Source organism: Shimia isoporae (genome assembly GCF_004346865.1).
Lineage (GTDB): Bacteria > Pseudomonadota > Alphaproteobacteria > Rhodobacterales > Rhodobacteraceae > Shimia > Shimia isoporae.
In genome coordinates this window covers 1151506-1176240 of sequence record NZ_SMGR01000001.1, presented here as the reverse complement: position 1 = coordinate 1176240, position 24735 = coordinate 1151506, and the positions used below count along the sequence as shown (strand labels likewise).

General features: G+C 55.4%; 25 protein-coding genes. 9 read left to right on the top strand and 16 right to left on the bottom strand.

Annotated elements, in window-relative coordinates; genetic code table 11:
• Positions 1 to 19: 19 nt before the first annotated feature.
• Both BXY66_RS05745 and BXY66_RS05740 read right to left on the bottom strand, forming a co-directional pair.
• Positions 20 to 568, bottom strand: coding sequence for a gamma carbonic anhydrase family protein (locus BXY66_RS05745; RefSeq protein ID WP_132859196.1), 549 nt, complete (start codon positions 566 to 568; stop codon positions 20 to 22).
• Positions 569 to 700: 132 nt separating this feature from the next.
• Entirely contained in the window at positions 701 to 1510 is an 810-nt protein-coding gene (locus BXY66_RS05740) for a heme-dependent oxidative N-demethylase family protein (RefSeq protein ID WP_341785787.1), read from the bottom strand.
• Between the two features lie 41 nt (positions 1511 to 1551).
• Here BXY66_RS05740 and dddP point away from each other — a divergent pair, with 41 nt between their 5' ends.
• Positions 1552 to 2895 (top strand): dimethylsulfonioproprionate lyase DddP, encoded by a 1344-nt coding sequence (gene dddP, locus BXY66_RS05735; protein ID WP_132859195.1) that lies wholly within the window; start codon positions 1552 to 1554, stop codon positions 2893 to 2895.
• A gap of 100 nt (positions 2896 to 2995) precedes the next feature.
• Positions 2996 to 4207, top strand: coding sequence for a bifunctional alpha/beta hydrolase/OsmC family protein (locus BXY66_RS05730; protein WP_132859194.1), 1212 nt, complete (start codon positions 2996 to 2998; stop codon positions 4205 to 4207).
• Between the two features lies 1 nt (position 4208).
• Here the strand turns inward: BXY66_RS05730 and BXY66_RS05725 are convergent, their stop codons facing one another.
• Complete coding sequence (locus BXY66_RS05725; RefSeq protein ID WP_132859193.1) at positions 4209 to 4547, bottom strand: hypothetical protein; 339 nt, start codon at positions 4545 to 4547, stop codon at positions 4209 to 4211.
• Between the two features lie 80 nt (positions 4548 to 4627).
• On the opposite strand from BXY66_RS05725, the gene purB reads away from it, so the two are divergent.
• The 4 genes from purB (at position 4628) to BXY66_RS05705 (ending at position 7968) form a co-directional block, all read left to right on the top strand.
• A complete protein-coding gene (gene purB / locus BXY66_RS05720) occupies positions 4628 to 5932 on the top strand; it encodes an adenylosuccinate lyase (protein WP_132859192.1) in 1305 nt (434 codons plus the stop codon).
• Between the two features lie 135 nt (positions 5933 to 6067).
• A complete protein-coding gene (locus BXY66_RS05715; protein WP_132859191.1) occupies positions 6068 to 6226 on the top strand; it encodes an adenylosuccinate lyase in 159 nt (52 codons plus the stop codon).
• An 83-nt stretch (positions 6227 to 6309) separates the two neighbouring features.
• Positions 6310 to 6840: a tetratricopeptide repeat protein gene (locus tag BXY66_RS05710; RefSeq protein WP_132859190.1), complete on the top strand. Its 531-nt coding sequence runs from the start codon at positions 6310 to 6312 to the stop codon at positions 6838 to 6840.
• 69 nt (positions 6841 to 6909) lie between these two features.
• Positions 6910 to 7968: a flagellar motor switch protein FliG gene (locus BXY66_RS05705; protein ID WP_132859189.1), complete on the top strand. Its 1059-nt coding sequence runs from the start codon at positions 6910 to 6912 to the stop codon at positions 7966 to 7968.
• Positions 7969 to 7970: 2 nt separating this feature from the next.
• On the opposite strand, the gene BXY66_RS05700 is transcribed toward BXY66_RS05705, so the two are convergent.
• Complete coding sequence (locus tag BXY66_RS05700) at positions 7971 to 8669, bottom strand: DUF1223 domain-containing protein (RefSeq protein ID WP_132859188.1); 699 nt, start codon at positions 8667 to 8669, stop codon at positions 7971 to 7973.
• Between the two features lie 186 nt (positions 8670 to 8855).
• Here BXY66_RS05700 and acnA point away from each other — a divergent pair, with 186 nt between their 5' ends.
• Positions 8856 to 11543 (top strand): aconitate hydratase AcnA, encoded by a 2688-nt coding sequence (gene acnA / locus BXY66_RS05695; RefSeq protein WP_132859187.1) that lies wholly within the window; start codon positions 8856 to 8858, stop codon positions 11541 to 11543.
• Positions 11544 to 11596: 53 nt separating this feature from the next.
• Here the strand turns inward: acnA and BXY66_RS05690 are convergent, their stop codons facing one another.
• The 10 genes from BXY66_RS05690 to yajC form a co-directional block, all read right to left on the bottom strand.
• Positions 11597 to 12745 carry a serine hydrolase domain-containing protein gene (locus BXY66_RS05690; protein ID WP_132859186.1) on the bottom strand — a complete coding sequence of 383 codons (1149 nt, stop codon included), beginning with the start codon at positions 12743 to 12745 and terminating at the stop codon, positions 11597 to 11599.
• Between the two features lie 48 nt (positions 12746 to 12793).
• The gene (locus tag BXY66_RS05685) at positions 12794 to 13312 is read right to left on the bottom strand and encodes a DsbE family thiol:disulfide interchange protein (RefSeq protein WP_132860357.1); all 519 of its coding nucleotides are present in this window, start codon (positions 13310 to 13312) and stop codon (positions 12794 to 12796) included.
• A gap of 43 nt (positions 13313 to 13355) precedes the next feature.
• Entirely contained in the window at positions 13356 to 13508 is a 153-nt protein-coding gene (gene ccmD / locus BXY66_RS05680; protein WP_132859185.1) for a heme exporter protein CcmD, read from the bottom strand.
• Positions 13508 to 14260 carry a heme ABC transporter permease gene (locus BXY66_RS05675; RefSeq protein ID WP_132859184.1) on the bottom strand — a complete coding sequence of 251 codons (753 nt, stop codon included), beginning with the start codon at positions 14258 to 14260 and terminating at the stop codon, positions 13508 to 13510. The genes ccmD and BXY66_RS05675 overlap by 1 nt, the downstream gene beginning before the upstream one ends.
• Positions 14261 to 14350: 90 nt before the next feature.
• Positions 14351 to 15007, bottom strand: coding sequence for a heme exporter protein CcmB (gene ccmB / locus BXY66_RS05670; RefSeq protein ID WP_132859183.1), 657 nt, complete (start codon positions 15005 to 15007; stop codon positions 14351 to 14353).
• Positions 15004 to 15624 carry a heme ABC exporter ATP-binding protein CcmA gene (gene ccmA, locus BXY66_RS05665; protein WP_132859182.1) on the bottom strand — a complete coding sequence of 207 codons (621 nt, stop codon included), beginning with the start codon at positions 15622 to 15624 and terminating at the stop codon, positions 15004 to 15006. Before ccmA ends, ccmB begins: the two co-directional genes overlap by 4 nt.
• A gap of 219 nt (positions 15625 to 15843) precedes the next feature.
• Positions 15844 to 16197, bottom strand: coding sequence for an Mth938-like domain-containing protein (locus BXY66_RS05660; RefSeq protein WP_132859181.1), 354 nt, complete (start codon positions 16195 to 16197; stop codon positions 15844 to 15846).
• A gap of 69 nt (positions 16198 to 16266) precedes the next feature.
• A complete protein-coding gene (gene secF / locus BXY66_RS05655; RefSeq protein ID WP_132859180.1) occupies positions 16267 to 17235 on the bottom strand; it encodes a protein translocase subunit SecF in 969 nt (322 codons plus the stop codon).
• Positions 17236 to 17239: 4 nt separating this feature from the next.
• On the bottom strand, positions 17240 to 18901 hold the full coding sequence (gene secD, locus BXY66_RS05650) for a protein translocase subunit SecD (RefSeq protein ID WP_132859179.1): 1662 nt from the start codon (positions 18899 to 18901) through the stop codon (positions 17240 to 17242).
• A 43-nt stretch (positions 18902 to 18944) separates the two neighbouring features.
• Positions 18945 to 19226: a preprotein translocase subunit YajC gene (gene yajC / locus BXY66_RS05645; protein WP_132859178.1), complete on the bottom strand. Its 282-nt coding sequence runs from the start codon at positions 19224 to 19226 to the stop codon at positions 18945 to 18947.
• A 223-nt stretch (positions 19227 to 19449) separates the two neighbouring features.
• Here yajC and serS point away from each other — a divergent pair, with 223 nt between their 5' ends.
• Both serS and BXY66_RS05635 read left to right on the top strand, forming a co-directional pair.
• Positions 19450 to 20742, top strand: coding sequence for a serine--tRNA ligase (serS, locus tag BXY66_RS05640; RefSeq protein WP_132859177.1), 1293 nt, complete (start codon positions 19450 to 19452; stop codon positions 20740 to 20742).
• Between the two features lie 185 nt (positions 20743 to 20927).
• Complete coding sequence (locus BXY66_RS05635; RefSeq protein WP_132859176.1) at positions 20928 to 22046, top strand: aminotransferase; 1119 nt, start codon at positions 20928 to 20930, stop codon at positions 22044 to 22046.
• A gap of 23 nt (positions 22047 to 22069) precedes the next feature.
• Here BXY66_RS05635 and BXY66_RS05630 read toward each other — a convergent pair whose 3' ends face one another.
• Positions 22070 to 23050: a fatty acid desaturase gene (locus BXY66_RS05630; protein WP_132859175.1), complete on the bottom strand. Its 981-nt coding sequence runs from the start codon at positions 23048 to 23050 to the stop codon at positions 22070 to 22072.
• Between the two features lie 184 nt (positions 23051 to 23234).
• On the bottom strand, positions 23235 to 24713 hold the full coding sequence (gene der / locus BXY66_RS05625; protein ID WP_132859174.1) for a ribosome biogenesis GTPase Der: 1479 nt from the start codon (positions 24711 to 24713) through the stop codon (positions 23235 to 23237).
• Between the last annotated feature and the right edge of the window lie 22 nt (positions 24714 to 24735).

Here is a 24735-nt window from a genome sequence, read left to right as displayed (position 1 = left end):
AATTGCACGGGGCGGCCGTTCAGCCTTGGAACAGCTGCCCCAACGCCATCAACTGTTCATTTGAAAACACGTCTCGCCCTTCTGCAAAGTTGCGGGCGTTCATCTCGTAGAATTTGGCATTTGCCAGATTGGCCATTCCGTTATCACGCGTTGCCACAACCTTCGCCGGCACACCTGCAATCACCGAGTTTTCCGGGAAAACCGAGCCCTCAGATACAATGGCGTGCCCGGCAACAATCGAATTCGCGCCGATCTTCGCGCCGTCCATAATTGTCGCGCCAATGCCGATTAGGCACCGGTCACCGATTTCACATCCATGCAAAGTCACACGATGCGTGATCGAACAGTCTTCCCCGACAATCGTCGGTGTGGCCATACCGACATGGATCATTACAAAGTCCTGAATGTTGGTACGCGCACCAATTCGAATTTCAAACACCTCGGCCCGCGTCACAACGTGAGGCCAGACTGACGCCCCTTTGCCTATGTGGACGTTGCCGTAGAGCAGCGCGCTGTCATGCACAAAGGCAGGATCATCCAGTGTCACGTTCTTTCCGATATGTCCCACAACACTCTCCTTTTCGGGACATCAAATCAGAGCTAACCTTAACGTCAATCAATACTGCTGCGCCTCCCGTTACGTCACCGACGCAATGCCGACGTCATACCGACGCTTTGCAGACAGCACGAACGGACCGCTTCAGGCAGGTAAATCCTCACGTCGCAAAACGAACGTATGGATGCCAAAAATGACGGCCTGCGATTTGGGTAAACGCACCAGACTCTGTCGCTCGCTCCGCAGATAGTTGCCCTCAACTTCCTGTTTTCGCGGCGCGTTTTCCCTCCGGGGATGGAAAAGATCCGGCTCCAGATACCAATGCGCGTTCTTGCGCCAAAGAGGCTTTCCCACCCGTATTCCATCGAACAGCCGCTGCACCCTACGGGCAATGTTCGCATCATACTCCGACACAGGAATATGAATATCTATCAGTGGCTTACCTATCTTCTCTTCAAGTGTCCAACTCGCCGGAAAACACAAGACAGCAGCCGTCATCACGTGCTCATCGCCACGTTTTTCAAGTACGCAGAAATCTTGCTGGACAAGTTTGCAAAGGGTCCCAAGGGGGTCATTTTCGTCGACCACAACCCTCCGCCCATCAGGGCGCTTCACAGATGGTCCAACTTGATAATCCGCGCGCGACTCCAATGCGCTCAAGACTGCGTCCAGCAACTCGGCACAAGCCTCCTCCGCACCCGCGGTCACGGCAACCACTTCCTCACGACGTTCCGCCAAAAGCCGTTCCCTTTCAGACATTTGAGCGGCAAAGGCGTCGTCAACCAATACCCAATCGTTCTTATCCATCGGACCGATACCCGGCAACGACACATCGGCCAATGCATCGTATGGGATGGTTTTCTGAAGTATCTCTGTCATGCGCCTTTGGTAGCCGTCAAACACGCTGTCTGCATCCGAAAACGAACTTATGCGCGTCGCAAACAGGCGCGTCACGTGCCGAATCCACGGGTCAATCTGCTTAAAGGGAGGCAGTTATGAACCAACACTTTAGCGACACTCGAAAAATCGATCCCTCACGTGGTGCCCTGCTTGGGGACAACACACCCAACGATGGCAACCGTATCGAAATCGGCCCGACGCGTCTCGCGATAAAAGAATGGGCTGCAGCTGGACTTCAGCAACCCGATCTCCAGGCCATGAGAAAACACCGTTGGAAGCGCCTGACCAAACACATCGTTGATCGTGGCTATGCCGGCCTTCTGATGTTTGATCCGCTGAATATCCGCTACGCCACGGACAGCACCAATATGCAACTGTGGAACACGCACAACCCGTTTCGCGCCGTGCTTCTCTGCGCAGACGGATATATGGTGATCTGGGACTATAAGAACTCTCCATTTTTGAGTGAATTCAATCCATTGGTTCGCGAAGCTCGTTCAGGAGCAGACCTGTTCTATTTCGACCGGGGCGACAAAATTGACGTGGCAGCAGACGTCTTCTCCAACGAAGTCCGAACCCTTCTTGAAGAACACGCAGGAGGCAACAAGCGCTTGGCCGTGGACAAGATTATGCTCCATGGGCTGCGCGCGCTTGAGGCTCAGGGCTTTGAGATCAAGGAAGGTGAAGAGGTCACAGAAAAGGCCCGCGCCGTCAAAGGCCCGGACGAGATTCTTGCCATGCGTTGCGCCCACCACGCATGTGAAACCGCCGTGGCCGAGATGGAAAAATTCACACGGGAAAAGGTACCGTTCGGAAACACCTCGGAGGATGACATCTGGGCTGTCCTACACGCAGAGAATATCCGCCGCGGAGGTGAGTGGATCGAGACCCGCCTCCTCGCGTCCGGACCTCGCACCAATCCATGGTTTCAGGAATGTGGCCCACGCATTGTCCAGAACAACGAAATTGTTGCGTTTGATACTGACCTTGTCGGTTCCTATGGCATCTGTATCGATATCTCCCGTACCTGGTGGGTAGGTGAAGAAAAACCGACCGACGCAATGGTCTATGCAATGCGTCATGCGCACGAACACATCATGACCAATATGGAAATGCTCAAGCCCGGTGTCACGATCCCGGAACTGACTGCCAACGCCCACAAACTCGACGAAAAATTCATGCAGCAAAAATACGGGTGCCTGATGCATGGCGTCGGTCTCTGTGATGAATGGCCATTGGTGTCTTACGCCGATAAGGCAGTTCCCGGCGCGTTCGACTACGCACTTGAACCGGGTATGGTGCTTTGCGTTGAGGCGTTGGTCGGAGAAGTCGGAGGTGATTTTTCTATCAAACTCGAGGATCAGGTCCTGATTACCGAAGACGGATATGAAAATTTGACGTCTTATCCTTTCGACCCACAGCTTATGGGGGAATCCTGAGCCTCGCGCACAGTCACCATGACGTTACCTGACGCGTTGCGCTCTTCACGGTAACGGTTTGGTCACGCACATTGGTGAGCATGGCAGCAAGGAGAGCCAAATGCCCACCAAACGCGTTACCTTTCAAGGCCACGATGGCGGCAAACTTGCGGCCCGGCTGGACATGCCGGACGGTCCGCATCTTGCAACGGCGCTTTTCGCGCATTGCTTCACTTGCTCCAAGGACATTCCTGCGGCGCGACGGATATCTGGGCGTCTCAGCGCCATGGGGATAGCCGTACTTCGGTTTGATTTCACGGGGCTGGGACATTCTGAAGGTGAGTTTTCCAACACCAACTTTTCTTCCAATGTCAGCGACTTACTAGCGGCAGCACAGTTTCTTACTGCTGAAGGCATGCCTCCGACTTTGCTGATTGGACACAGCCTTGGCGGCGCGGCGGTGCTACGCGCTGCAGGCGAAATTGCGTCGGTTAAGGCGGTAACGACACTAGGAACGCCGTTCGACCCCGGTCACGTGACTCACAACTTTGGCGGGGCGCTCGAAACGATCGCCAAGGAAGGTGCCGCCGAGGTCAACCTTGGCGGTCGCCCGTTCACGATCAGGCAGAGTTTTGTGGAAGACGTGAACGCGGCGAACCTTGCTCAGGCGATAGGCGCATTGAAAAAGGCCCTGCTGGTCCTGCACGCCCCGCGAGACGAAATTGTTGGCATAGACAACGCTGGCGAAATCTTCCAAGCCGCGAAACATCCCAAGAGTTTTGTGACCCTCGACGACGCTGATCATCTGATTTCCGACGCGGAGGATGCAGAGTACGCCGCCGAGGTTATTGCTGCTTGGGCAGGTCGCTACCTTGATTTGAAACCGCCAGCTCCGCCGCCAGGCGCTCCGGAGGGAATTGTTCGGGTTTCCGAGGCCGATTCAAAAGGCTTCCTACAGGACGTAAACGCAGGTCCACTTCACCACGCGCTCGCTGACGAGCCATTAGCGTACGGTGGAACAAACCGCGGGATGACCCCATACGGGTTCTTGTCTGCGGGCCTTGGTGCCTGCACGTCGATGACAATTCGAATGTATGCCCGCCGAAAAGGCTGGCCTCTCGACCACGTCTGGGTCGATGTCAGCCACGACAAACTCCACGTGAAAGATGCCGAAGCACCAAATGGCGACAAGGTCGATACGTTCAAACGGGTCATTCACCTTTCGGGCACTCTTTCAGCAGACCAACGAGACAAGCTTGTCGAGATTGCGGACAGATGCCCGGTCCACAAAACTTTGGAACGCACAAGCAAAGTCATCACGACTGTCGCATGATCTAATCATGATACACGCCGTCTGAATACGATCCGTCAGTGCCTTGAAAGCGCACGGTTTTCCCATTCAGCAAGACGTCATAGCAATCCCACAACCCGCTTGGCGGCCATTGGCTGCAATATTGATCGCCCTGTATCTGCCAATACCCCCAACTGTCCGAACCTGCGTTATACAATGTCCTTCCAGAGGCATAGAAAACTTGTGTTGCGGTCTCATAATGTAGCGTGCGGTCGGTTAAAACATCAGCAATTTCCGAGCCTGACAATTGCCGCATATCATTTGCAGCCAGCAGCCCCGGCCACAGCGATGTAACCCCCAAAACAACGGCAATACGTCCCACCTTGCCCCTCCTGCCTTGCTGAACGGATCAACACAGTCTAAACCGCGCGCAACCCCAGCTACACAACACAAGGCCGTGATATGATCCCTCGCTACGCCCGCCCCGACATGGTTGCCGTTTGGTCGCCTGAAACCAAGTTCCGCATCTGGTTCGAGATCGAGGCGCACGCCTGCGACGCACAGGCCAAGCTGGGAGTGATCCCACAGGAAAACGCGGATGCAGTTTGGAAAGCCAAGGATGTCGAATTTGATGTTGCAAGGATCGACGAAATCGAAGCCGTCACCAAACATGACGTCATCGCATTCCTGACGCACCTTGCAGAACACGTGGGTTCGGAAGAAGCGCGCTTTGTACATCAGGGAATGACCTCCTCTGACGTTCTGGACACTTGCCTTAACGTTCAGATGGTCAAGGCCGCGGACATCCTTCTCGAGGGCATGGACAAGGTCCTGGCGGCCCTGAAGAAACGTGCATTCGAGCATAAAGACACCCTGCGTGTTGGTCGTTCACACGGGATCCATGCGGAACCCACAACTATGGGGCTGACCTTCGCGCGTTTCTATGCCGAAATGGATCGCAACAAGAACCGCCTGGAGAAGGCGCGCTGGGAAATCGCAACTGGTGCGGTCTCCGGAGCTGTCGGTACATTCGCGAACATAGACCCTTCGGTTGAAGAACATGTTTGTGAGCAGCTCGGTCTGCGTCCTGAGCCGATCTCAACACAAGTTATCCCGCGCGACCGTCACGCAATGTTCTTTGCCACGCTCGGCGTGATCGCTTCTTCCATCGAAAACATCGCCATCGAGATTCGCCATATGCAGCGAACCGAAGTTCTGGAAGGCGCGGAGTTTTTCTCCATGGGGCAAAAGGGGTCGTCGGCGATGCCGCACAAAAAGAACCCCGTGTTGACCGAAAACCTGACTGGCCTCGCACGTCTGGTTCGAATGGCAGTCATTCCGGCAATGGAAAACGTTGCGCTTTGGCATGAACGTGACATCTCACACAGTTCTGTTGAACGCGGCATCGGCCCAGACGCAACCATCACTCTCGACTTTGCTTTGAACCGCCTGGCCGGTGTGGTCGAAAAAATGCTGATCTTCCCGGAGAACATGCTGGAAAATATGAACAAATTCCCAGGCCTCGTAATGTCTCAGCGGGTTCTGCTGGCGTTGACACAAGCGGGCGTTTCTCGGGAAGACGCTTACTCTATGGTACAACGCAACGCGCTGAAGGTTTGGGAAGAACGCGTAGATTTCCAGGAACAGCTTCTTGCAGATGCCGACGTTGTCAAAGCACTGGGCGAAGATGGCATCAAAGAGAAATTCGACATGGGGTATCATACCAAACACGTCGACACGATTTTCAATCGGGTGTTTGGAGAATAACGCAACACTCTGAAAACAAAAGAAAAGGCCGCAAAAATCGTTGCGGCCTTTTTTGTATCTCCCCGATTAACGCGCCTGTGATTTAGCGTTTACTGTCACTTGTGTTAGCTTGTTAGCAGCCAAAGGGAGAAGAACATGACTTTCAAATCACTGATCATCGCCGCGGCGCTCGCCGCAACGCCTGGCCTCACTTTTGCAATGGGCTGCGGACCGGAACATGATGCATCCGCCTGTGTGGAAGGCACCGTCTGGGATCTGGCCAAACAACGCTGCGTGAACGTATCTTCCAGTTGATCCGACACGCCAACCATGGCGTAATTTGTTTATTCGGCCCGTGATGAAAGTCGCGGGCCTCTCTTTCAGGAGTTAGTTCGATCATGTTGAAAGTCTTTTTGTCCGGCGCACTCGCCCTAACACTGGCCGCCCCCGCATTTGCGGCCGGCGACGCGACCCCGACTGCCCCTAAGCCTGTGAAAGAATGCAAAAACGGTAAAGTCTGGAGCGAGAAGAAGAACCGCTGCACCAAACCGGAAAACGCAAGCCTGACAGACGATCAGCTCTACGATAACGTCCGCGCACTGGCACACAACGAGCGTTTCAATGATGCTCAATCCGTCCTCTCCGCAATGTCGGACCAGAGTGAGGATCGCGTGTTGACCTATTGGGGCTTCACCCATCGGAAACTTGGTGACATTGCTCTTGGCATGACTTTTTACGAACAGGCGATCACCCAGAACCCAAACAATATTCTCGCCCGCTCATATCTTGGCCAAGCCCACGTTGAAGCCGGAAATCTGGCAGCGGCGCGAGCAGAACTGCACGAAATCCGACAACGTGGCGGCGCTGACACCTGGGCGGAAACCTCTCTGGCCGCAGCTTTGCAGTCTGGCGTCACATTTAATTACTAATCGGGACAACTTGTTCAGGGATTCTTTAATCTTGGGTGTTTGATTGCACCCAAGACAAAGGAGAACCCTATGAGCGCGATTCCAATGGCACAAATCACCCCGTCCCCAATGGGCGGCGGAGGATCCAATCTGTCGCGCAAGCAAAAGGCTGCAATCATTGTCCGCTTTCTCTTGAACGAAGGCGCAGACCTCGAACTCACCAACTTGTCCGAGGAAAACCAGTCCGACCTCACCTATCTGATGGGTGAGATGGGATATATCGACCGTGACACCTTGGGCGAGGTTCTTATGGAATTCGCCCACGAACTCGAGTCCATCGGACTCTCCTTCCCGAACGGCATATCCGGCGCACTCAACGTACTTGAAGGCAAAATCAGCCCATTGACCGCGGCCCGCTTGCGTAAAGAAGCTGGCGTGCGCGTCGCAGGCCAACCTTGGCAGCGCATCAAAGGTTTGCCGATCAGCGATCTGGTCGATCTTCTGTCTGCTGAAAGCATCGAAGTTTCGGCAGTTCTGATCTCAAAGCTCGATGTCGACAAAGCCGCGACCTTGCTGAGTCAATTGCCGGGCGACAAGGCCCGCCGAATTACGCACGCGATGTCCATGACCGATCATATTGGTCCGGAGGCGGTTGACCGTATCGGTCTTACGTTGGCTTGCCAGATCGACGACCGTCCACCACGCGCATTCAACGACGGCCCCGACAGCCGTTTGGGCGCCATCCTTAACAACTCCACCATTGCAACCCGTGATGACATTCTGGAATCCTTGGATGAAACGGACGCTGATTTCGCCGCCAAAGTGCGCAAGACAATTTTCACCTATGCACACATCCACAAACGAGTGAAGAAACTCGATGTACCGGCAATTCTACGCGACATTGATCAGGGCGATTTGATCACCGCAATGACATACGCCACCGAGGGAGACCTGGGCAGCACAACAGACTTCTTGTTGGAGAACATCTCAAACCGTCTTGCAGATCAGTTGCGCGAAGGTGTCGAAGAACGCGGCACGGTGAAACTTGCAGAAGCCGAGCCTGCGATGGCCGAAATCACCAAAACCGTGCGCAGCCTGGTCGATTTGGGGGATATCGAGCTGATTATCCCGGACGACGACGAAGGGTAACCTTACTCTACGCGCGCTGCGGCGAGAATTGGGCCACCGTTGGCAACCTGAACAAGAACGACGACCGGTCCCTCTCCTTTGGAGTTGGCTTCAAACTTCAGCGCAGAGCGTCCGTTCCAGCTTTTTGCAACGGTCCACTCGTCAACAATATTGGCATAAGTCAAAGTTTTACCTGCGTTTTCACCGCGCTTGATAGAAACCTTTTCGCTGCCAAGATAGCGAACGATATGAACACGCATGTCCTGCCGCGTTGCGGCCTCCGCCTCAATGCGCAAACGGTTGCCTTTGCGAGAAACACTTAGCTCGACAGTCGGAGCTTTGGCCTTGTGCGCGTTGATCAGTTTCTCAACCTTGGACGGATGCGTGCCGACGACATGATCTTCGCCATTCACAATCATCTGTGGTGTGTAAACGGAACGGTGCCCCGCTGCCTGCGCGTAGAGCTTTTGCCTGTTCGTATAAGCGGGATCAGCAAAGTTGTCTTTCCAGCCGATGTAATCCCAATAGTCTACATGCAAAGCCAGCGCGATGACGTCATCTCGTCCGGCCAATTGGGTACGAAGGTACTCATCCGCCGGCGGACAGCTTGAACATCCTTGGGAGGTATAGAGTTCGACAACCACCGGATTTGTTGTTTGCGCATACACCGCGCCCGACAACACACACCAAACGGTTGCGAAAATAGCTGCCACTCTAGTCATTGTTGGTCCATTCCGTGAACGTATTCCCCAACCCTGTTCTAGGCTGGGAGGCTTCGTAACACCAATCAACGTTTTGCGAGAAACGAGTGAGGTTCCCCTGCTTCCCAAATCCGTTGCCTCTTGAACCCCGTTTCCCGAAGCGCGACACTGCTCTCAGCAGAACCTTCGTCCCAAAGGGAGGCCAACATGCCAATCAATGTCGGACTGGATACCGCCGGTGTCCGCAAAGAGCTTTCAATCAACGGTAAGACCATCGCTTTCTATTCCATCGCAGCGGCGCAAAGCGCTGGTCTCGGCGACTTCTCCCGTTTACCGGCGGCGTTGCGGGTGGTCTTGGAAAACCTTTTGCGCTTTGAAGACGGCGGCTTTTCCGTTTCAACGGAGGACATTGCCGCTTTCGGAATTTGGGCCAAGCAAGGCGGGAGAAACCCGCGTGAAATTGCCTATCGCCCTGCCCGCGTTCTGATGCAAGACTTTACCGGCGTCCCAGCGGTCGTGGACCTTGCCGCCATGCGAGACGGCATTGTTGGTCTCAATGGTTCCGCGTCCAAAATCAACCCGCAGGTACCTGTGGACCTTGTGATCGACCACTCTGTAATGATCGATGAGTTCGGCAACCCACGGGCCTTTCAGATGAATGTTGATCGTGAATACGAACGCAACATGGAGCGCTATACGTTCTTGAAATGGGGGCAATCGGCCTTTGACAACTTTCGTGTCGTTCCACCAGGAACAGGCATCTGCCACCAGGTAAACCTCGAATACTTAGCCCAAACTGTTTGGACAGACGTTGACCAAGATGGGGCAACTGTTGCGTATCCGGACACTTTGGTGGGAACCGACAGTCACACAACAATGGTCAACGGCGCTGCCGTTCTCGGCTGGGGAGTTGGCGGCATCGAAGCCGAGGCCGCCATGCTCGGACAACCCATCTCCATGCTCATTCCGGAAGTCGTTGGCTTCGAATTGACTGGTGCAATGATTGAAGGCACGACGGGTACAGACCTAGTTCTCAAGGTGGTAGAGATGCTGAGGGCCAAAGGCGTCGTTGGCAAATTCGTCGAATTCTTTGGCGACGGATTGGACCGCCTGCCTCTCGCCGACCGGGCGACGATCGCCAACATGGCTCCCGAATACGGGGCGACTTGTGGCTTCTTTCCAATTGATAACGAAACACTGCGCTACCTGCACAATACCGGCCGCGACGATGACCGGATCGCGCTTGTTGAAGCCTATGCAAAAGAAAACGGTCTCTGGCGTGATGCAGGCTATGCGCCGATTTACACAGACACTCTGCATCTGGATATGAGCACGATCGTTCCCGCGATTTCAGGGCCAAAGCGCCCGCAGGACTTTGTGGCACTCAGTGATGGAAAATCTGCCTTCCGACGAGAGATGACAGAGACTTTCGAACGCCCTATGGGCAAGCGAGTGGCCGTTTCAGGCGAAGACTACACACTGGAAAGCGGAAAGGTTGTGATCGCGTCCATCACCTCCTGCACCAACACCTCAAATCCTTACGTGATGATCGGAGCGGGGCTGGTGGCACGAAAGGCAAATGAACTCGGCCTTACCCGCAAACCTTGGGTGAAAACCTCGCTCGCGCCCGGCTCTCAGGTAGTCTCTGCCTATCTTGAGGCGGCCGGGTTGCAGGACGATCTTGATGCTATCGGTTTCAACCTAGTTGGATATGGCTGTACCACCTGTATCGGTAATTCCGGCCCACTCCAGAAAGAGATCAGTGAAGCGATTGCCGAAGGCGATCTGGTTGCCACGTCGGTTCTGTCAGGCAATCGAAACTTCGAAGGCCGCATCTCACCCGATGTCCGCGCAAACTACCTGGCCTCGCCGCCACTTGTTGTTGCATATGCGCTAGCAGGGACTATGGACATTGACCTGACTGCAGAGCCACTCGGCAAAGACAACAGCGGTAACGACGTCTATTTGAAAGACATCTGGCCCGATGCTCGGGAAGTCGCTGAACTGGTTGAAAAGACCGTCACCCGCGATGCATTTCAGAGCAAATATGCGGATGTTTTCAAAGGCGATGAGAAGTGGCGCGGCGTAAAAGTGCCCGATCAGGAAACCTACGACTGGCCTGCGGCATCAACCTATATTCAGAACCCACCCTATTTTCAGGGTATGGGACCAGAACCGGGACAAATCGAAAATGTTGATGGTGCAAGGATTTTGCTGATGTTGGGCGACATGATAACAACGGACCACATCTCTCCAGCAGGGTCGTTCTCGCAATCGTCGCCGGCTGGTCAGTACCTTATTGACCGACAAGTCGCACCGCGCGACTTCAATTCCTACGGATCCCGCCGTGGAAATCATGAGATCATGATGCGCGGCACCTTTGCCAATATCCGCATTAAGAATGAAATGCTGGACGGGGTTGAAGGCGGCTATACCAAAGGTCCGGATGGCGTGAAGACTTCGGTATATGAGGCTGCTATGGCCTATCAGGCGCAGGGCATTCCATTGGTGGTATTCGGCGGTGCGCAATACGGCGCAGGTTCGTCCCGGGATTGGGCCGCAAAAGGCACCGCACTTCTCGGCGTTAAAGCAGTTATTGCCGAAAGTTTCGAACGCATACACCGATCAAACCTCGTTGGCATGGGAGTGATCCCGTTTGAGTTCACCAACGGTGACACTCGCAATTCGCTTGACCTCAAAGGCGACGAAACTGTCAGCATCTCGGGGCTGGACAGCGTCAAACCGCTGCAAGAAGTGCCATGCGATATCACCTATGCTAACGGGGAAACGCGAACGATCACTCTAAAATGCCGGATCGATACTGCGCCAGAAATCGAATACGTCGAACATGGCGGCGTCTTGCACTATGTGCTCCGGAACCTCGCAAAAGTATGATCCCACCGAGCGCTGTATGAAATGAAAGGCCTGAGCAGATCAATTCCGGGCCTTTATCCCGAGAGTTTTTGCGCGATCTGCTGAAACAAGCACAGAGTTTCCAGTGTCCGCATAGGACCGTCAGTCGTGTAGTCCGGATAGGCCGCATTCATAGCGATCACCACCTCTCGGGCCGGATTTACATAAAGGAACTGACCATAGATTCCGATTGCGCTGAAGTCGCCGCCATCCCGGCGCATCGGTATCCACCATTGGTTTTTGTACCCGTATTCGCTTTCTGCATAGGGTGGCCCAACGCCTGGAAAGAGCGGTTTCCGATCGGGTTCAGCCATGGACGTGATCCAGCCTGCCGGTACGATTTGTGAACCATCAAGCGCCCGGCCGGCGTCGAGCACCATTTGTCCAACCCGCGCAAGATCGCGAAGGGTCATGAACATCCCACCAAATACAACCGGTTCACCAACTCGATCGGCAAGGATATGCAGATCACCCTCTGCGCCAAGTTTGGACCAGAGGCGGGTCCGCAAAAAGTCCTGGATGCGTTCACCGGTTGCGCGACGCAAAACCCATCCAAGCACGTGCGTTTCAATGCTCGCATACTGGTTGAAAGTGCCCGGTTGGCGTTGTCGCTTCATTTCGCAGGCGAAATCGTCCTGTGATCCGATCTGGAAGCTGACCACGGACCGCACAACTTCGCTGTCTGGATCATCGTAGACCTCGCGCCAGCGAATACCCGACAGCATATCAAGCACTTGTTGAATAGAGACACCTTGATAGCCAGTTCCTAGTAGTTCGGGCACGTAGTCCGTCACTGGAGCATTCAAGTCGGATAACGCACCTTCCCCATGTGCTATCCCGACAAGAAGGGCTGTTATTGCCTTGCTAACTGACCAAAGGATTGCCGGATCGTTCTGGTTGCGCCCGCGCCCGTATGCTTCGTGCACGAGATGGCCTCTATGCAAGATTGCAAACCCGCTGGTCCGCATGGCCTCGAGATGCGCGGCAGTCTCAACCGACCGCCTACCAACGTAAAAAATTGTGGGTAATGACGACTTTTCTCCAACGTTAAGGGCGAGCGTGTTTTTCGGTTTCGGCACCGTCAAAGAAGGCCATGTCTTCCACATAGAACGGAAATTCAGATCGATGTCGTTTGGGTCGAAAATATCCTCCCAACGCTTCTTCGCTTCCGCCTGTGTCAACATTTCAACCTCCGGCCTTGCCCTATGGTCCGAAAGAGCGGCCGCGGGGCTTCACTGTTTTTGAAGGCTATCCATCGCCGGACGCAGCCGTTCTTCGATCTCGCGCTGGGTGACTGGTCCCGCGATACGTTCAACGACGTTGCCGTCACCGTCGATCAAGTATGTCTCGGGGACACCATAAACACCCCAATTGAGCGCCATCCGCCCCGTGGTGTCCGCACCGCCTTTGGCATAAGGATCACCCAACTCGGCGAGAAATCGCACCGCATTGGTCGCGGGGTCTTTGTAATTCACGCCGATGATCTCAATGCCCTCGGCCTGAAGCGCCATCAGGTTAGGATGCTCCACACGACAAGGACCACACCAGCTCGCCCAGAAATTAACGAGTTTCATTTCGCCGGAGCGAAGGTCGGCGTCGGTCACCATTTGCATATCGGAAAACTGGGACACCTGAACGGCGGGCGCCTGACGTCCAACAAGCGCGCTGGGGAGCTCATCCGGATTGTCGCGGTTCATACCCAACAAAAAAAGCAGCGCCAATCCACCGAACAAAATCGGTGGCAGAAGCATCAAAAAGGAAACGCCTTTCTTCTTAGGAGCTTCACCGTTCGCATTATCCGTCATTGCGTCGTGCCTCCGCTGCTTCAAGTTCCAATTGAGCCCTGCGGGCGGACCGCAAACTGCCAATCACCAGCGAAACCACCAGAATGATCGCCACTCCATATGCCGACAAAACCTCGGCTGCGTATTTTCCAAGATCTGGCATTATCCCAAACGCTCCCGAGCCAAGAGCGCCGACGTGCGGCGCTTGTGGATTTCTGTACGTGTGCGCAAGAAAACCAACGCCACAAACAAGAGGACAAACCCGAAGATGCACAACAGCAGCGGGTAGAAAAAGATATTGGACACTTTCTCCTCGGTGTCCGTGCCGGTGACCGCTCCGGCACGCATAACGGAAGCGCCCTGATGCAGACCCTGGTTCCAGAAGTTCACAGCATACCGACTCAACAGGGCGAAAACCGATCCGACAATACAAAGCACGGACGTCAGGTCTGCCGCCGTGTCAGGGTTATCAATAGCTTCCCACAAGGCCAGATAGCCAAGATAAAAAAGGAAAAGGATCAGAAAAGACGTGAGGCGCGGATCCCAAACCCACCAGGTGCCCCACATCGGTTGCCCCCAAACCGCACCTGTGAAAAGGGCGATCAAAGTCATCACAACTCCCACAGTCGCGGCGCCCTTAGCAGCGAGAACCGAGACGTGATGACGCCGGATCAACCAGACCAGCGATGCTACGAGCATCATTACCCAGATGTTGATAGCCATCATCGCAGAGGGCACGTGCAGATAAATAATCTTAACGGTTGACCCCTGCCTGAAATCATCCGGTGTGAAGAAAAACCCCCAGACCAGCCCAACAAACAGACATATGCCTGCAAGCGCGGAGGCCCAGGGCACAACGACGCCAGCAGTTTTGCTGAACTTCACCGGATTGGCATATTCCCAGATCGAATTCATGGCTTTGTCCTAGCTGGCTTTTCTAAGGGTTGCATCTCACATCGCCGAGAGCGCACACCGAAACTTTGACATGGATTAAACAATAGCGCTCTACCGTAGATTTATCCGCAAAACCAACGCGCTGGCAAAGGGCAAAAGCGCGATTACTCCAAAGGTAATGCCCGCAAGCATCAGGAGCGGTGTCGTCGTAGCCTGCCCTTCGGCGCCACGGCGCGCCAATTCCGCTCCAAAGATAAGCGTTGGAACGTAGAGTGGCAGTACGAGCAAGGAAAGCAACAAGCCACCCCGCTTGATCCCAACGGTCAGTGCAGCGCCGAAAGTGCCTACGACACTTAAAGCAGGGGTCCCGATCAAAAGGGAAAAAACCAACCAGAGATACCCGTCGACAGGGAGGTTGAGCAGCAACCCAAACAGTGGCGCAGCGACAACCAGCGGCAAACCGGTCGTAAGCCAATGTGCCAGCGACTTAATAGCAACAACACCTTCAAGCGGCAGCGGTGACGTCGCCACCAGATCCAAGGTTCCGTCCTCCCAATCCAAAGCCAGAATTCGGTCCAGAGACAAAAGACACGCGAGCAAGGCGCCGAGCCACAAAATACCGGGAGCAATACGGGAAAGCAGTCCACTTTCCGGGCCAACTGAAAACGGGACAAGTATCACAACTATGAGAAAAAATGCGAGACCCAAGCCAAACCCGCCGCCAGCGCGCACGGCCAATCTTAAGTCACGGGCCAAAAGAGCGATCATAGGAAACTCTCGTCAAATCCGGAGGGGTCCGCGTATTGACCCGTGGCTTTGAAAACACCCACGTCCAACACATCACCTTCCAAACCCAAGTCAATATGCGTCGCGATCAACGCGCTGCCTCCACCTGAAAGGTGGTCTCGAACAGCATCTGCAAACCGGCTGACAGACTGTTTATCCAGAGAGACGGTAGGTTCATCCAGAATCCAGATCGGGCGGCCTGTCACCAGTAGTCGAGCCAAACCCAAACGCCGCTTTTGTCCGGCTGACAGAGTGCCCGCGAGGCGCGGCATTAGCTCTATCAAATCAAAGGCCTGTACAGCGTTATCAATCTCGACTTGCCCAAAAACCGACGCCCAGAATCTAAGGTTCTCCTCCACGGACAACATGGCCTTCAATCCGTCGCTGTGCGCAGCATAGGCGATGCTTTCTTCAGGCGCATCTACACGCCCCGTCATCGGCGGCTGAAGCCCAGCGACAGTCCGCAGCATGGTGGTTTTGCCGATGCCGTTTGGGCCACGCAGTATCAAGGCTCGTCCCGGCGTCAGAGTGAAATTCACGCCTTCAAGAACGGCAATTCCGCCGCGAGACACAGTCAAGTCTTTGACAGTCAAAGTCATATAATCGGCTTAGCCCATACCTGCGCGCGACAAAAGCAAAAAGCCGGTTTCGGGCATTTGGTCGCGCCATGTTGTAACGCGCTGAAAATACGGGGAAACCGGTCATCTGCAAAGGGTCTGCAAAACGTCGGTATTACGTCGGTGCCTTATCCGCATCCGGTGATCTTGAATTTGAGCAATTATGCTTGGGAAATTTCCGGGATCAGTCCGCGTGACGCGTCACACCGGCAGCACAACGGCTGCGACGCGACGCCCTTCGCTAACCAGCACATTGTAGGTGCGACACGCAGAGGGAGAAGCCATGGGCTCCACGCCGATACCGGCTTCTTCAAGAGCAGTTCGGAACTGCGCATCCACCGGTGTCATGTTCTCACCAGTGCCCATCAGGACAAAATCCACTTCATCCTGCAAAGCCAAAACAGCGGACACATCCTCGTAGCCTGCCCAACTCCTTGCGCCGGTGGCAGTGATAATCGCAGCGCCTTTTATGACTTCACCGTTGATACGGAAAAATCCCGGACCGTAGCCGTCTATTGGAACGGCGTCCGAATATGTCACTTCAGTGATCTGCATTTTTCAGGCTCCGGAGCAAAGAAAAAGGGCGGCCCCTTTCGACGCCGCCCTCTTTATAGAATGTCTGCCTCAGGCGTCCACATTCGCGAACTGGTTACCCGAGGTATTGTCGGGTTTGGACCAATCGCGTTTCACGCCAAGCTTCAACAGCACGGCAGAAGCGATGAAGATCGACGAATACGTACCAACGATCACACCCCAGATCATGGCGAAAACAAAACCGCGGATCACATCCCCGCCCAGCACGAAGAGCGAAATCAGAGCCAAAAGCGTGGTGACAGAAGTCATCACTGTCCGGCTCAGCGTTTCGTTGATCGAGAGGTTCATTACCTCCTTCAGATCCATTTTCTTGTACTTGCGCAGGTTCTCCCGCACGCGGTCGAACACAACCACCGTATCGTTCAGCGAATAGCCGACAATCGTCAGAAGGGCTGCGATGATGGCGAGGTCGAACTTGATTTGCAGTTCGGAAAAAACGCCGATTGTCAGTACAACGTCGTGCACAAGCGCAGCCACCGCACCTAGCGCAAACTGCCATTCGAACCGAAGCCAGATGTAGATCAGAACCGCGCCGATCGCCAAGGCAACCGCAATGATTGCGGTCTGGATCAACTCGCCGGAAACCTTCGGACCGACCGATTCAACAGACACAAAGGTAATATCAGGCGCAACAGTCTTCAGCGCTTCTTCAGCCTTACGGATGAGGTCAGCCGTGACCGCTTCTTCGCCTTCCTGTGCCTGGATCTTGATCTGGGCTACATGTTGGTTCGCGTCAAACAGCGGGTCGTTCACCTCAACAATGGTTACGTCGCCCAACTCAAGAGTTGCCAGCGCATCACGATAGTCGGACACAACGACTTCCTGCTGGCTTTCGGTCCGGATCGTGGTTCCACCGGTAAAGTCGATGCCTAGGTTCAGGCCAACCACAAAAAAGCTGACCATGGCCGCAACCATCAGCGCACCGGAGATGCCAAGCCAGAGGAAGGGACGGGAGAAGAAATCCCAGTTGGTCTCTTTTGGAACGAGTCTCAAACGCATGGGATCAAACCTCCAGCTTCTTGGGTCGGCGGCGTTCAAACCATATGACAATCATCAGACGGGTCACAAAGATCGCAGTGAAGACGGAGGTCATGATGCCCAGCCCCAAGGTGATCGCAAACCCCCGCACTGGTCCAGAGCCCACGGCAAATAGGATGACGGCAGTGATGAATGTGGTGATGTTGGCATCCAGAATGGCGGACAACGCCTTCTCGTAGCCGAGATCGATCGCCCTTGCCGGCCCCTTGGAAGTCTTGAGCTCTTCGCGGATACGTTCAAACACAAGCACGTTGGCGTCCACGGCCATACCGATTGTCAAAACGATACCAGCAATACCCGGCAAGGTTAGAGTCGCGCCAATCAGACTGAGCAGGCCAAAGATAAGGCCGACGTTGATCACAAGCGCGATATTGGCGAAAAGACCAAACGTGCCGTAGCTCAGGAACATGAAAACCAGAACTGCGACGAAGGCCACGATACAAGCGATGCGGCCTGCCTCGATGCTGTCCTGACCAAGTTCCGGGCCGATGGTCCGCTCTTCCAGAAACTCGAGGCCGGCGGGCAAAGCACCCGCCCGCAGCAAAACGGCAAGGTTCGTGGTTTCTTCAACGGTGAAACGCCCGGTAATGATGCCCGAGCCGCCGGGGATGTGGCTTTGGATAACAGGCGCAGACACAACCTCACCGTCAAGCGTGATGGCGAATGGGCTACCGATGTTGTCCGCCGTATAGTCGCCAAACTTGCGCGCGCCTGAGGCGTTGAATCGGAAACTCACTGCCGGACGCCCGTTTTGGTCAAAGCTGGGCTGCGCATCCACCAGATCTTCGCCGGTAACAACCGGTGCGCTCTCGATGGTGTAGTAAAGCCCTTCTTCATCAAGAGACGGCAGGATTTCGTTTCCTGCACCGGCAGATGCGTCCGGGTTGGAGCCTCGGCCCACCACAGGGTTGAACGTTAGTTGAGCAGTCGTACCAATGATGTCCTTGAGTTCGGAAGCCGAACCGATGCCGGGAACCTGAATCAGAATTCGGTCGCTGCCCTGACGCTGGATCGTGGGCTCGCGGGTGCCGACCTCATCGATCCGTCGGCGTACGATTTCCAGCGCCTGTTGAACGGTGCGCTCATCTGTGGCGAGTTTCTCCGCATCCGACAGACGCACGACGATCACGTCACCATCGGTCGAAACCTGTATGTCCGTCGCCCCTGCCCCGGTCAGTGAAACCACCGGACGCGCAAGACCACGCACCAGAGTTGCCGCTTCCTGAATGGCTTCCGGCTTGGAAATTTTCACGCGCAGTTCGTCTACAGGGCTTGGCTGCAGACGGATGGTCCCGATCGTCGCGCGTTCTTCACGCAGCAGATCGCGCACTTCAGGCCACATTGCCTTGATCCGCGTTTCGTACACGTCTTCGACTTGGACTTCGGCCAGCAAATGTGCGCCGCCGCGCAGGTCAAGACCGAGGTTTACGAGGCTGGAGGGCATCCAGCTTGGCCACCCTGCGGCAAGCTCCTCAAGGCCATTGCCTGAAAACCCTGCTTCCAAGTCAGCGACGGCGTCGTTGTGGGCCTCGACCCGTGGATAAAAGGCATTTGGCAGGGCAAGAAGCAGGCCCACCACACAGGTGAGCAGGATCAATACCCGTTTCCAGCCGTCGATTTGCAGCATAAGCGCAGCCCCCGGTCAGATCGTGAGGTCAGTTATTTTTTGTTCAGCCGTTCGCCGGTTCGGTTTTGGACAGAACCTGGGCGATTGTCGATTTCACAACGCGCACTTTGACGCCTTCGGAGATCTCGACTTCGACTTCGTTGTCTTCTTTGACCTTCACCACTTTGCCGATCAGACCGCCCTGAGTCACAACCTGATCACCACGACGCAGCGCGTCCACCATCGCCTGATGTTCTTTGACCTTCTTCTGCTGCGGGCGGATCAGCAGGAAATACATGATGGCGAAGATCAGGATGAGCGGCAGAAACTGGCCGAATGCTTCCATGGTGTGGCGTCCTTTGTCTGTTGGCGGGTCTCTCCCGCAAAGTCGCAGGGAACCTATGGGGGAAAGGCGTCACTTGCAAGGCGTCAAACCGCTTGACTAACGCGTTGTAGCGCTTCATGGCCTGCCCAGCGTTCCGAAATCGACTTCTGGTTACGATTACCCAAGAAATCGGTCATAAGCAGGGACGTGAACCGATTCACTTTTTGCATGAAGGACAAGACCAATGCACGACATTAAAGCGATCCGCGAGAACCCGGCCGCTTTCGACGCCGCCCTGACCCGCCGTGGGGATGAGGCCGTCTCGTCGTCCCTGTTGGCCTTGGACGAAGAACGCCGTGCCAAAATTGCGGCCGCTGAGGCTGCGCAAGCCGCCCAGAAGGCCGCCGCCAAAGAGGTGGGGGCAGCAAAGGCCAAAGGCGATGAGGCCGAGTTTGAACGGCTGCGCGCCCTGGTGGGCGAGAAGAAAGCCGAAGTTGCGGCCATGCAGAACGAGGCAAAAGAACTGGACGCCAAGCTGACTGATGCTTTGGCCCGCATCGCCAACCTGCCGGCCGACGATGTGCCTCAGGGAGCGGATGAAGACGACAATGTCGAAGTCAACCGCTGGGGCACCGCGCGGGAAATGGATTTCGACCCTGTCGAGCATTTTGAAATCAAGGGCGTGGCCGCGGCCATGGACTTTGAAACTGCGGCCAAAATTTCCGGCGCGCGGTTTGTGATGCTCAAAGGGGCGGTCGCACGCGTCCACCGCGCTCTGGCCCAGTTCATGATCGACACCCACGTGGACGAAAACGGGCTGACCGAAGTCAACTCTCCGGTGCTGGTGCGCGACGAGGCCATGTACGGAACGGATAAGCTGCCAAAATTTGGTGAGGACAGCTATCAGACAACGAACGGATGGTGGCTGGTGCCAACGTCCGAAGTACCGCTGACCTATAGCGTTGCGGGCGACATTCTTGAGGAAAGCGCCCTGCCGATCCGCATGACCGCGCACACTCTGTGTTTCCGTTCCGAAGCCGGCAGCGCCGGCAAAGACACCTCCGGTATGCTGCGTCAGCACCAGTTCGAGAAAGTCGAAATGGTCTCGGTCGTGCATCCGGATGAAAGCGACAACGAGCAAAAACGCATGTTGCGCTGTGCGGAGGACCTGTTGGAGCGGTTGGGTATCCCGTATCGCACCGTCGTGCTCTGCACAGGCGATATGGGCTTCGGCGCGCGCCGCACCTTTGACATCGAGGCGTGGATTCCGGGACAGAACACCTATCGTGAGATCAGCTCGGTCTCAACCACAGGGGCATTCCAAGCTCGCAGGATGAACGCACGCTTCCGCCCCGCCGATGGTGGCAAGCCTGCCTATGTGCACACATTGAATGGCTCTGGCCTCGCGGTAGGTCGGTGCCTGATCGCCGTTCTGGAAAACGGCCAGAATGCTGATGGCTCGGTCACTTTGCCAGAGGTGCTTGCGCCCTATCTTGGCGGCAAAACCACGCTGAATGCCGAGGGCGTTTTGGTCTAAGCCGACCAATCAGACAAAACAGAAAGCGCGGCAGCAGAAATGCAGGCCGCGTTTTTTTTGTGGCCCGAGAAGCTCTCGAAGTCTTTCGAGGCTTCATGGCGAAAACGGGCTGCTCCGCTCCCTTTCCTCCGTCGGTTCACCACGCTAGCCTGCCCGCACTCAAAGCAGAGACTCAGGAGCCTCCCATGCACATCGAACCCTTCGGCGTCGAAATCTGGATGAATGAATGGGAAACCAAGTGTGACTGGAACCTTGCGGAGACCTGTGTAGAAAGCCTGACCATCGGTGAGTTGCTGTCGCTTGCGGGTAAGAACGATACCGATTTGTCCGACCTACTGCCGATGAAGATGACCTACGGCGCTATCGAAGGTTCGGATCGCCTGCGCAGCGCGATCTCTGCGCTATACGACACGCAAGCTCCGGAGAATGTCATTGTCACTCACGGCACGATCGGGGCGAATATGTTGGTGCACAAAGCACTGGTCGAAAGAGACGACCGTGTCGTAGCGGTCGTACCGACCTATCAACAGCACTATTCCATCCCTTCCAGTATCGGGGCAGATGTTCTGCAGCTCAAACTGCGCGAGGAAGACGGTTTCTTGCCCGATCTGGACGCGCTTCGTGCATTGGTGACGCCGGAAACCAAACTGATCGCACTCAACAATCCGAACAACCCAACCGGCGCTCTCATGGATCGGGGCATGCTTGAACAGATCGCGGACATTGCCCGCGAAGCAGGAGCATGGATTCTCTGTGACGAGGTTTATCGCGGAACGGATCAGTTCGGTGACGGCATGACCGTATCGATTGCAGACGTCTATGAGAAAGGCATCAGCACTGCCGGCATGTCGAAAGCCTATTCGCTGGCAGGTCTGCGTCTGGGCTGGATTGCCGCACCGACCGAAGTGATCGAAGCCGTCTCTATCCACCGCGACTATGACACGATCTCGGTGGGCATGATCGACGACCATTTCGCAGCGCTGGCCTTGGAAAATCGCGACAAAGTGTTGGGCCGCTCACAGGCCATCACACGTGGCAATCTCGCCATTTTGGAAAAATGGGTAGAGAACGAGCCCCAAATCGATTGGGTCAAACCCAAATCCGGAACGACAGCTCTGCTGAAGTACGATTTTCCGATGTCCTCACGCGATTTCTGCGTCGCTCTTCTTCGGGAAACCGGCGTGATGTTCACGCCCGGCAGCGCGCTGAATATGGAAGGCTACGTGCGGATCGGATACGCCAACACGCCGTCCATTTTGCGGGAAGGTCTGTCCCGCGTCTCCAGATTTCTCAAAGAATTCTAGAGCCGCGCACTCACTTCAACCGCTCATTCCGCCGGTACGGCACCGCTGGGAGCAGCTTTGGGAAACGGCACCAGACGTTCCTGCTCCTCATCCCAGAGCTTGAGTGAGAATGATCGGATTGCCTCGGGCCATTCAATAGTCGGCAGATCAAACTCTTCGCGGATCATCTGGTGGCACTTGCGCAAATTGTAGTGCGGGATACGGGCATTGAAGTGGTGGATGTCGTGATAGGCAATGTTGGCGGATGCCAAATCCATCCACCAGCCGAGATCCAGTGCAGACGACCCCTGAAGCGCGGCCAAACGCGGGTCAAGATCCGGTCTCCGATCCCAGTAGGTGTCTTCAAAATTGTGCTGCAGATAGACCATGAACACGCCAACCATGCCACCAAACAAGGATGCAACGAACCAGATCAGCACGCCATTCCAACCTGACAGTGCGTAAATTGCCGCCATGTAGCAAAGGATGGCCACGTTATGAACCAACACCGAGCGCCACATGGTGTGGGCGTTCTTGGGCCAGCGATACCGAATGAAATAGGTAAACAGGCTGCCTGCCGGAATCAGAATGAACGGATTGCGGTACGCACGGTACTGCAGTCTCTCCCAAAACCCTGCCTCGTTCCACTCCCGGACGGTCATCGTATGGATTTCACCGGTATCGCGATGATCCAGATTGCCCAGATGCGAATGGTGCATGTTGTGATTGTGACGCATCGCGGCATAGGGCGCGAATGTCACAACCGAGAGAGCCTCTCCGGCCCAATCATTATGCTTGCGCGACTTGAACAACGATGCGTGGCCGGTGTCGTGCTGCAACACGTAAAGTCGGACCGCCGAAAGACCGTTTAACACCATCATCGGTACGAGAACCCACCACGTCTGCTGGTTCGCAATCGCCAGATACAGCGTCAGGAAGTAAAAGGCGAAAGTTCCGAAAAAGCTGAGCGCGCCAAGGCGGTCGTCTTGCACCGTGTAGTCTTTCAGGCGTTCGCGAATGTCCATCGCCAACCTCATTTAGTTCAATCGTTTCAAGCTTGGCCGTCACCGACGGTTGGCTATGTCAAATATACGTGACAGGCGCGTGACGGATCACGAAAAGCCCTTTTGTTAACCACGACTATAACGCGAAATCTGCGCTTGCCAAATGGCGGGCAACCTGACCTGAAAATTGAACGATCCCCGCGCCTTAGCGGGAATCGCGGCCGTGAATGTGTTTGCGCAGACGGCTGGGCGTCGACTTTTTCTTGCCTTTGTAGGGGTTCTTGTCCCCCTGCCCGCGCATCGTGAGGCGGATCGGCGTGCCAGGCATGTCAAAGTCTTCGCGCAGTCCATTGACCAGATAGCGTGAATAGCTGTCCGGCATTTTGTCAGGGTGGCTGCACATCACCACAAACCCGGGTGGACGGGTCTTGGCCTGCGTCATGTATCTCAGCTTGATCCGTTTGCCTTGCGGCGCGGGCGGCGGGTGCTGTTCAAGCATGCCGGCAAGCCAACGATTGAGATGCGCGGTGGACACGCGACGGTTCCAGACATCGTAGGCACGCAGAATGGCATCATGTAAACGATCCAGTCCGCGCCCTGTCTTGGCCGAAACCGTGATAAGTGGCGCGCCGCGCAATTGCGGCAACAGACGGGTAAAAGACTCTTTCAGATCGCGCAGCTTTTCCTGCTTGGCGTCCTCGATATCCCACTTGTTCACGGCAACCACCACAGCGCGGCCTTCGCGCTCGGCGAGGTCGGCGATACGCAAATCCTGCTGTTCAAATGGAATGGCCGCATCCAGCAACACAACCACCACTTCGGCAAATTTCACAGCCCGCAGACCATCGGCGACAGAAAGTTTTTCAACCTTGTCCTGCACCTTGGCCTTTTTGCGCATGCCGGCGGTATCAAAGATCCGCATCGGCGTTTCGCCCCACTCAGTGCGCAGGGAAATGGCATCTCGCGTAATGCCTGCCTCGGGGCCGGTCAGCAGGCGATCTTCACCAATGATCTTGTTAATCAGCGTCGACTTGCCCGCATTGGGGCGCCCAACCACGGCTATCTGCAACGGTTTGGATTCGGTGATCAATTCAGAGGGCAGAGCCTCTTCGTCATCATATTCCGCGTCTTCTTCAAGCTCGACATCGGTCTCGACCGTGTCCGCCAACGCCTCTGCCTTCTTTTCGAACTCGTCTGATATCGGCATGAGATGCGTGTAGAGATCGTTCAGACCCTCGCCGTGTTCGGCCGAAAGTCGAATCGGCTCACCCAATCCCAAAGAATAGGCCTCGATCACGCCTGCATCCGCTGCAGATCCCTCACCTTTGTTCGCGGCGAGGATCACATGTGCGGAGCGTTTGCGAAGAATTTCGGCGAAGATCATGTCTGTCGGGGTAACCCCTGCCCGAGCATCAATCATGAACAAGCAGATGTCGGCCATGTCTACGGCTCGCTCTGTCAAACGACGCATCCGCCCTTGCAGGCTGTCATCTGTCGCATCTTCCAGACCGGCTGTATCGATCGCGGTAAACCGGATATCGCCGAGCTTGGCTTCGCCTTCGCGCAGATCGCGCGTCACACCAGGTTGGTCGTCAACCAGCGCAAGCTTTTTGCCGACAAGGCGATTGAACAGCGTGGATTTGCCCACATTTGGGCGCCCCACGATGGCGAGGGTGAAACTCATAACAGGTCTCCGGAACGTCTGA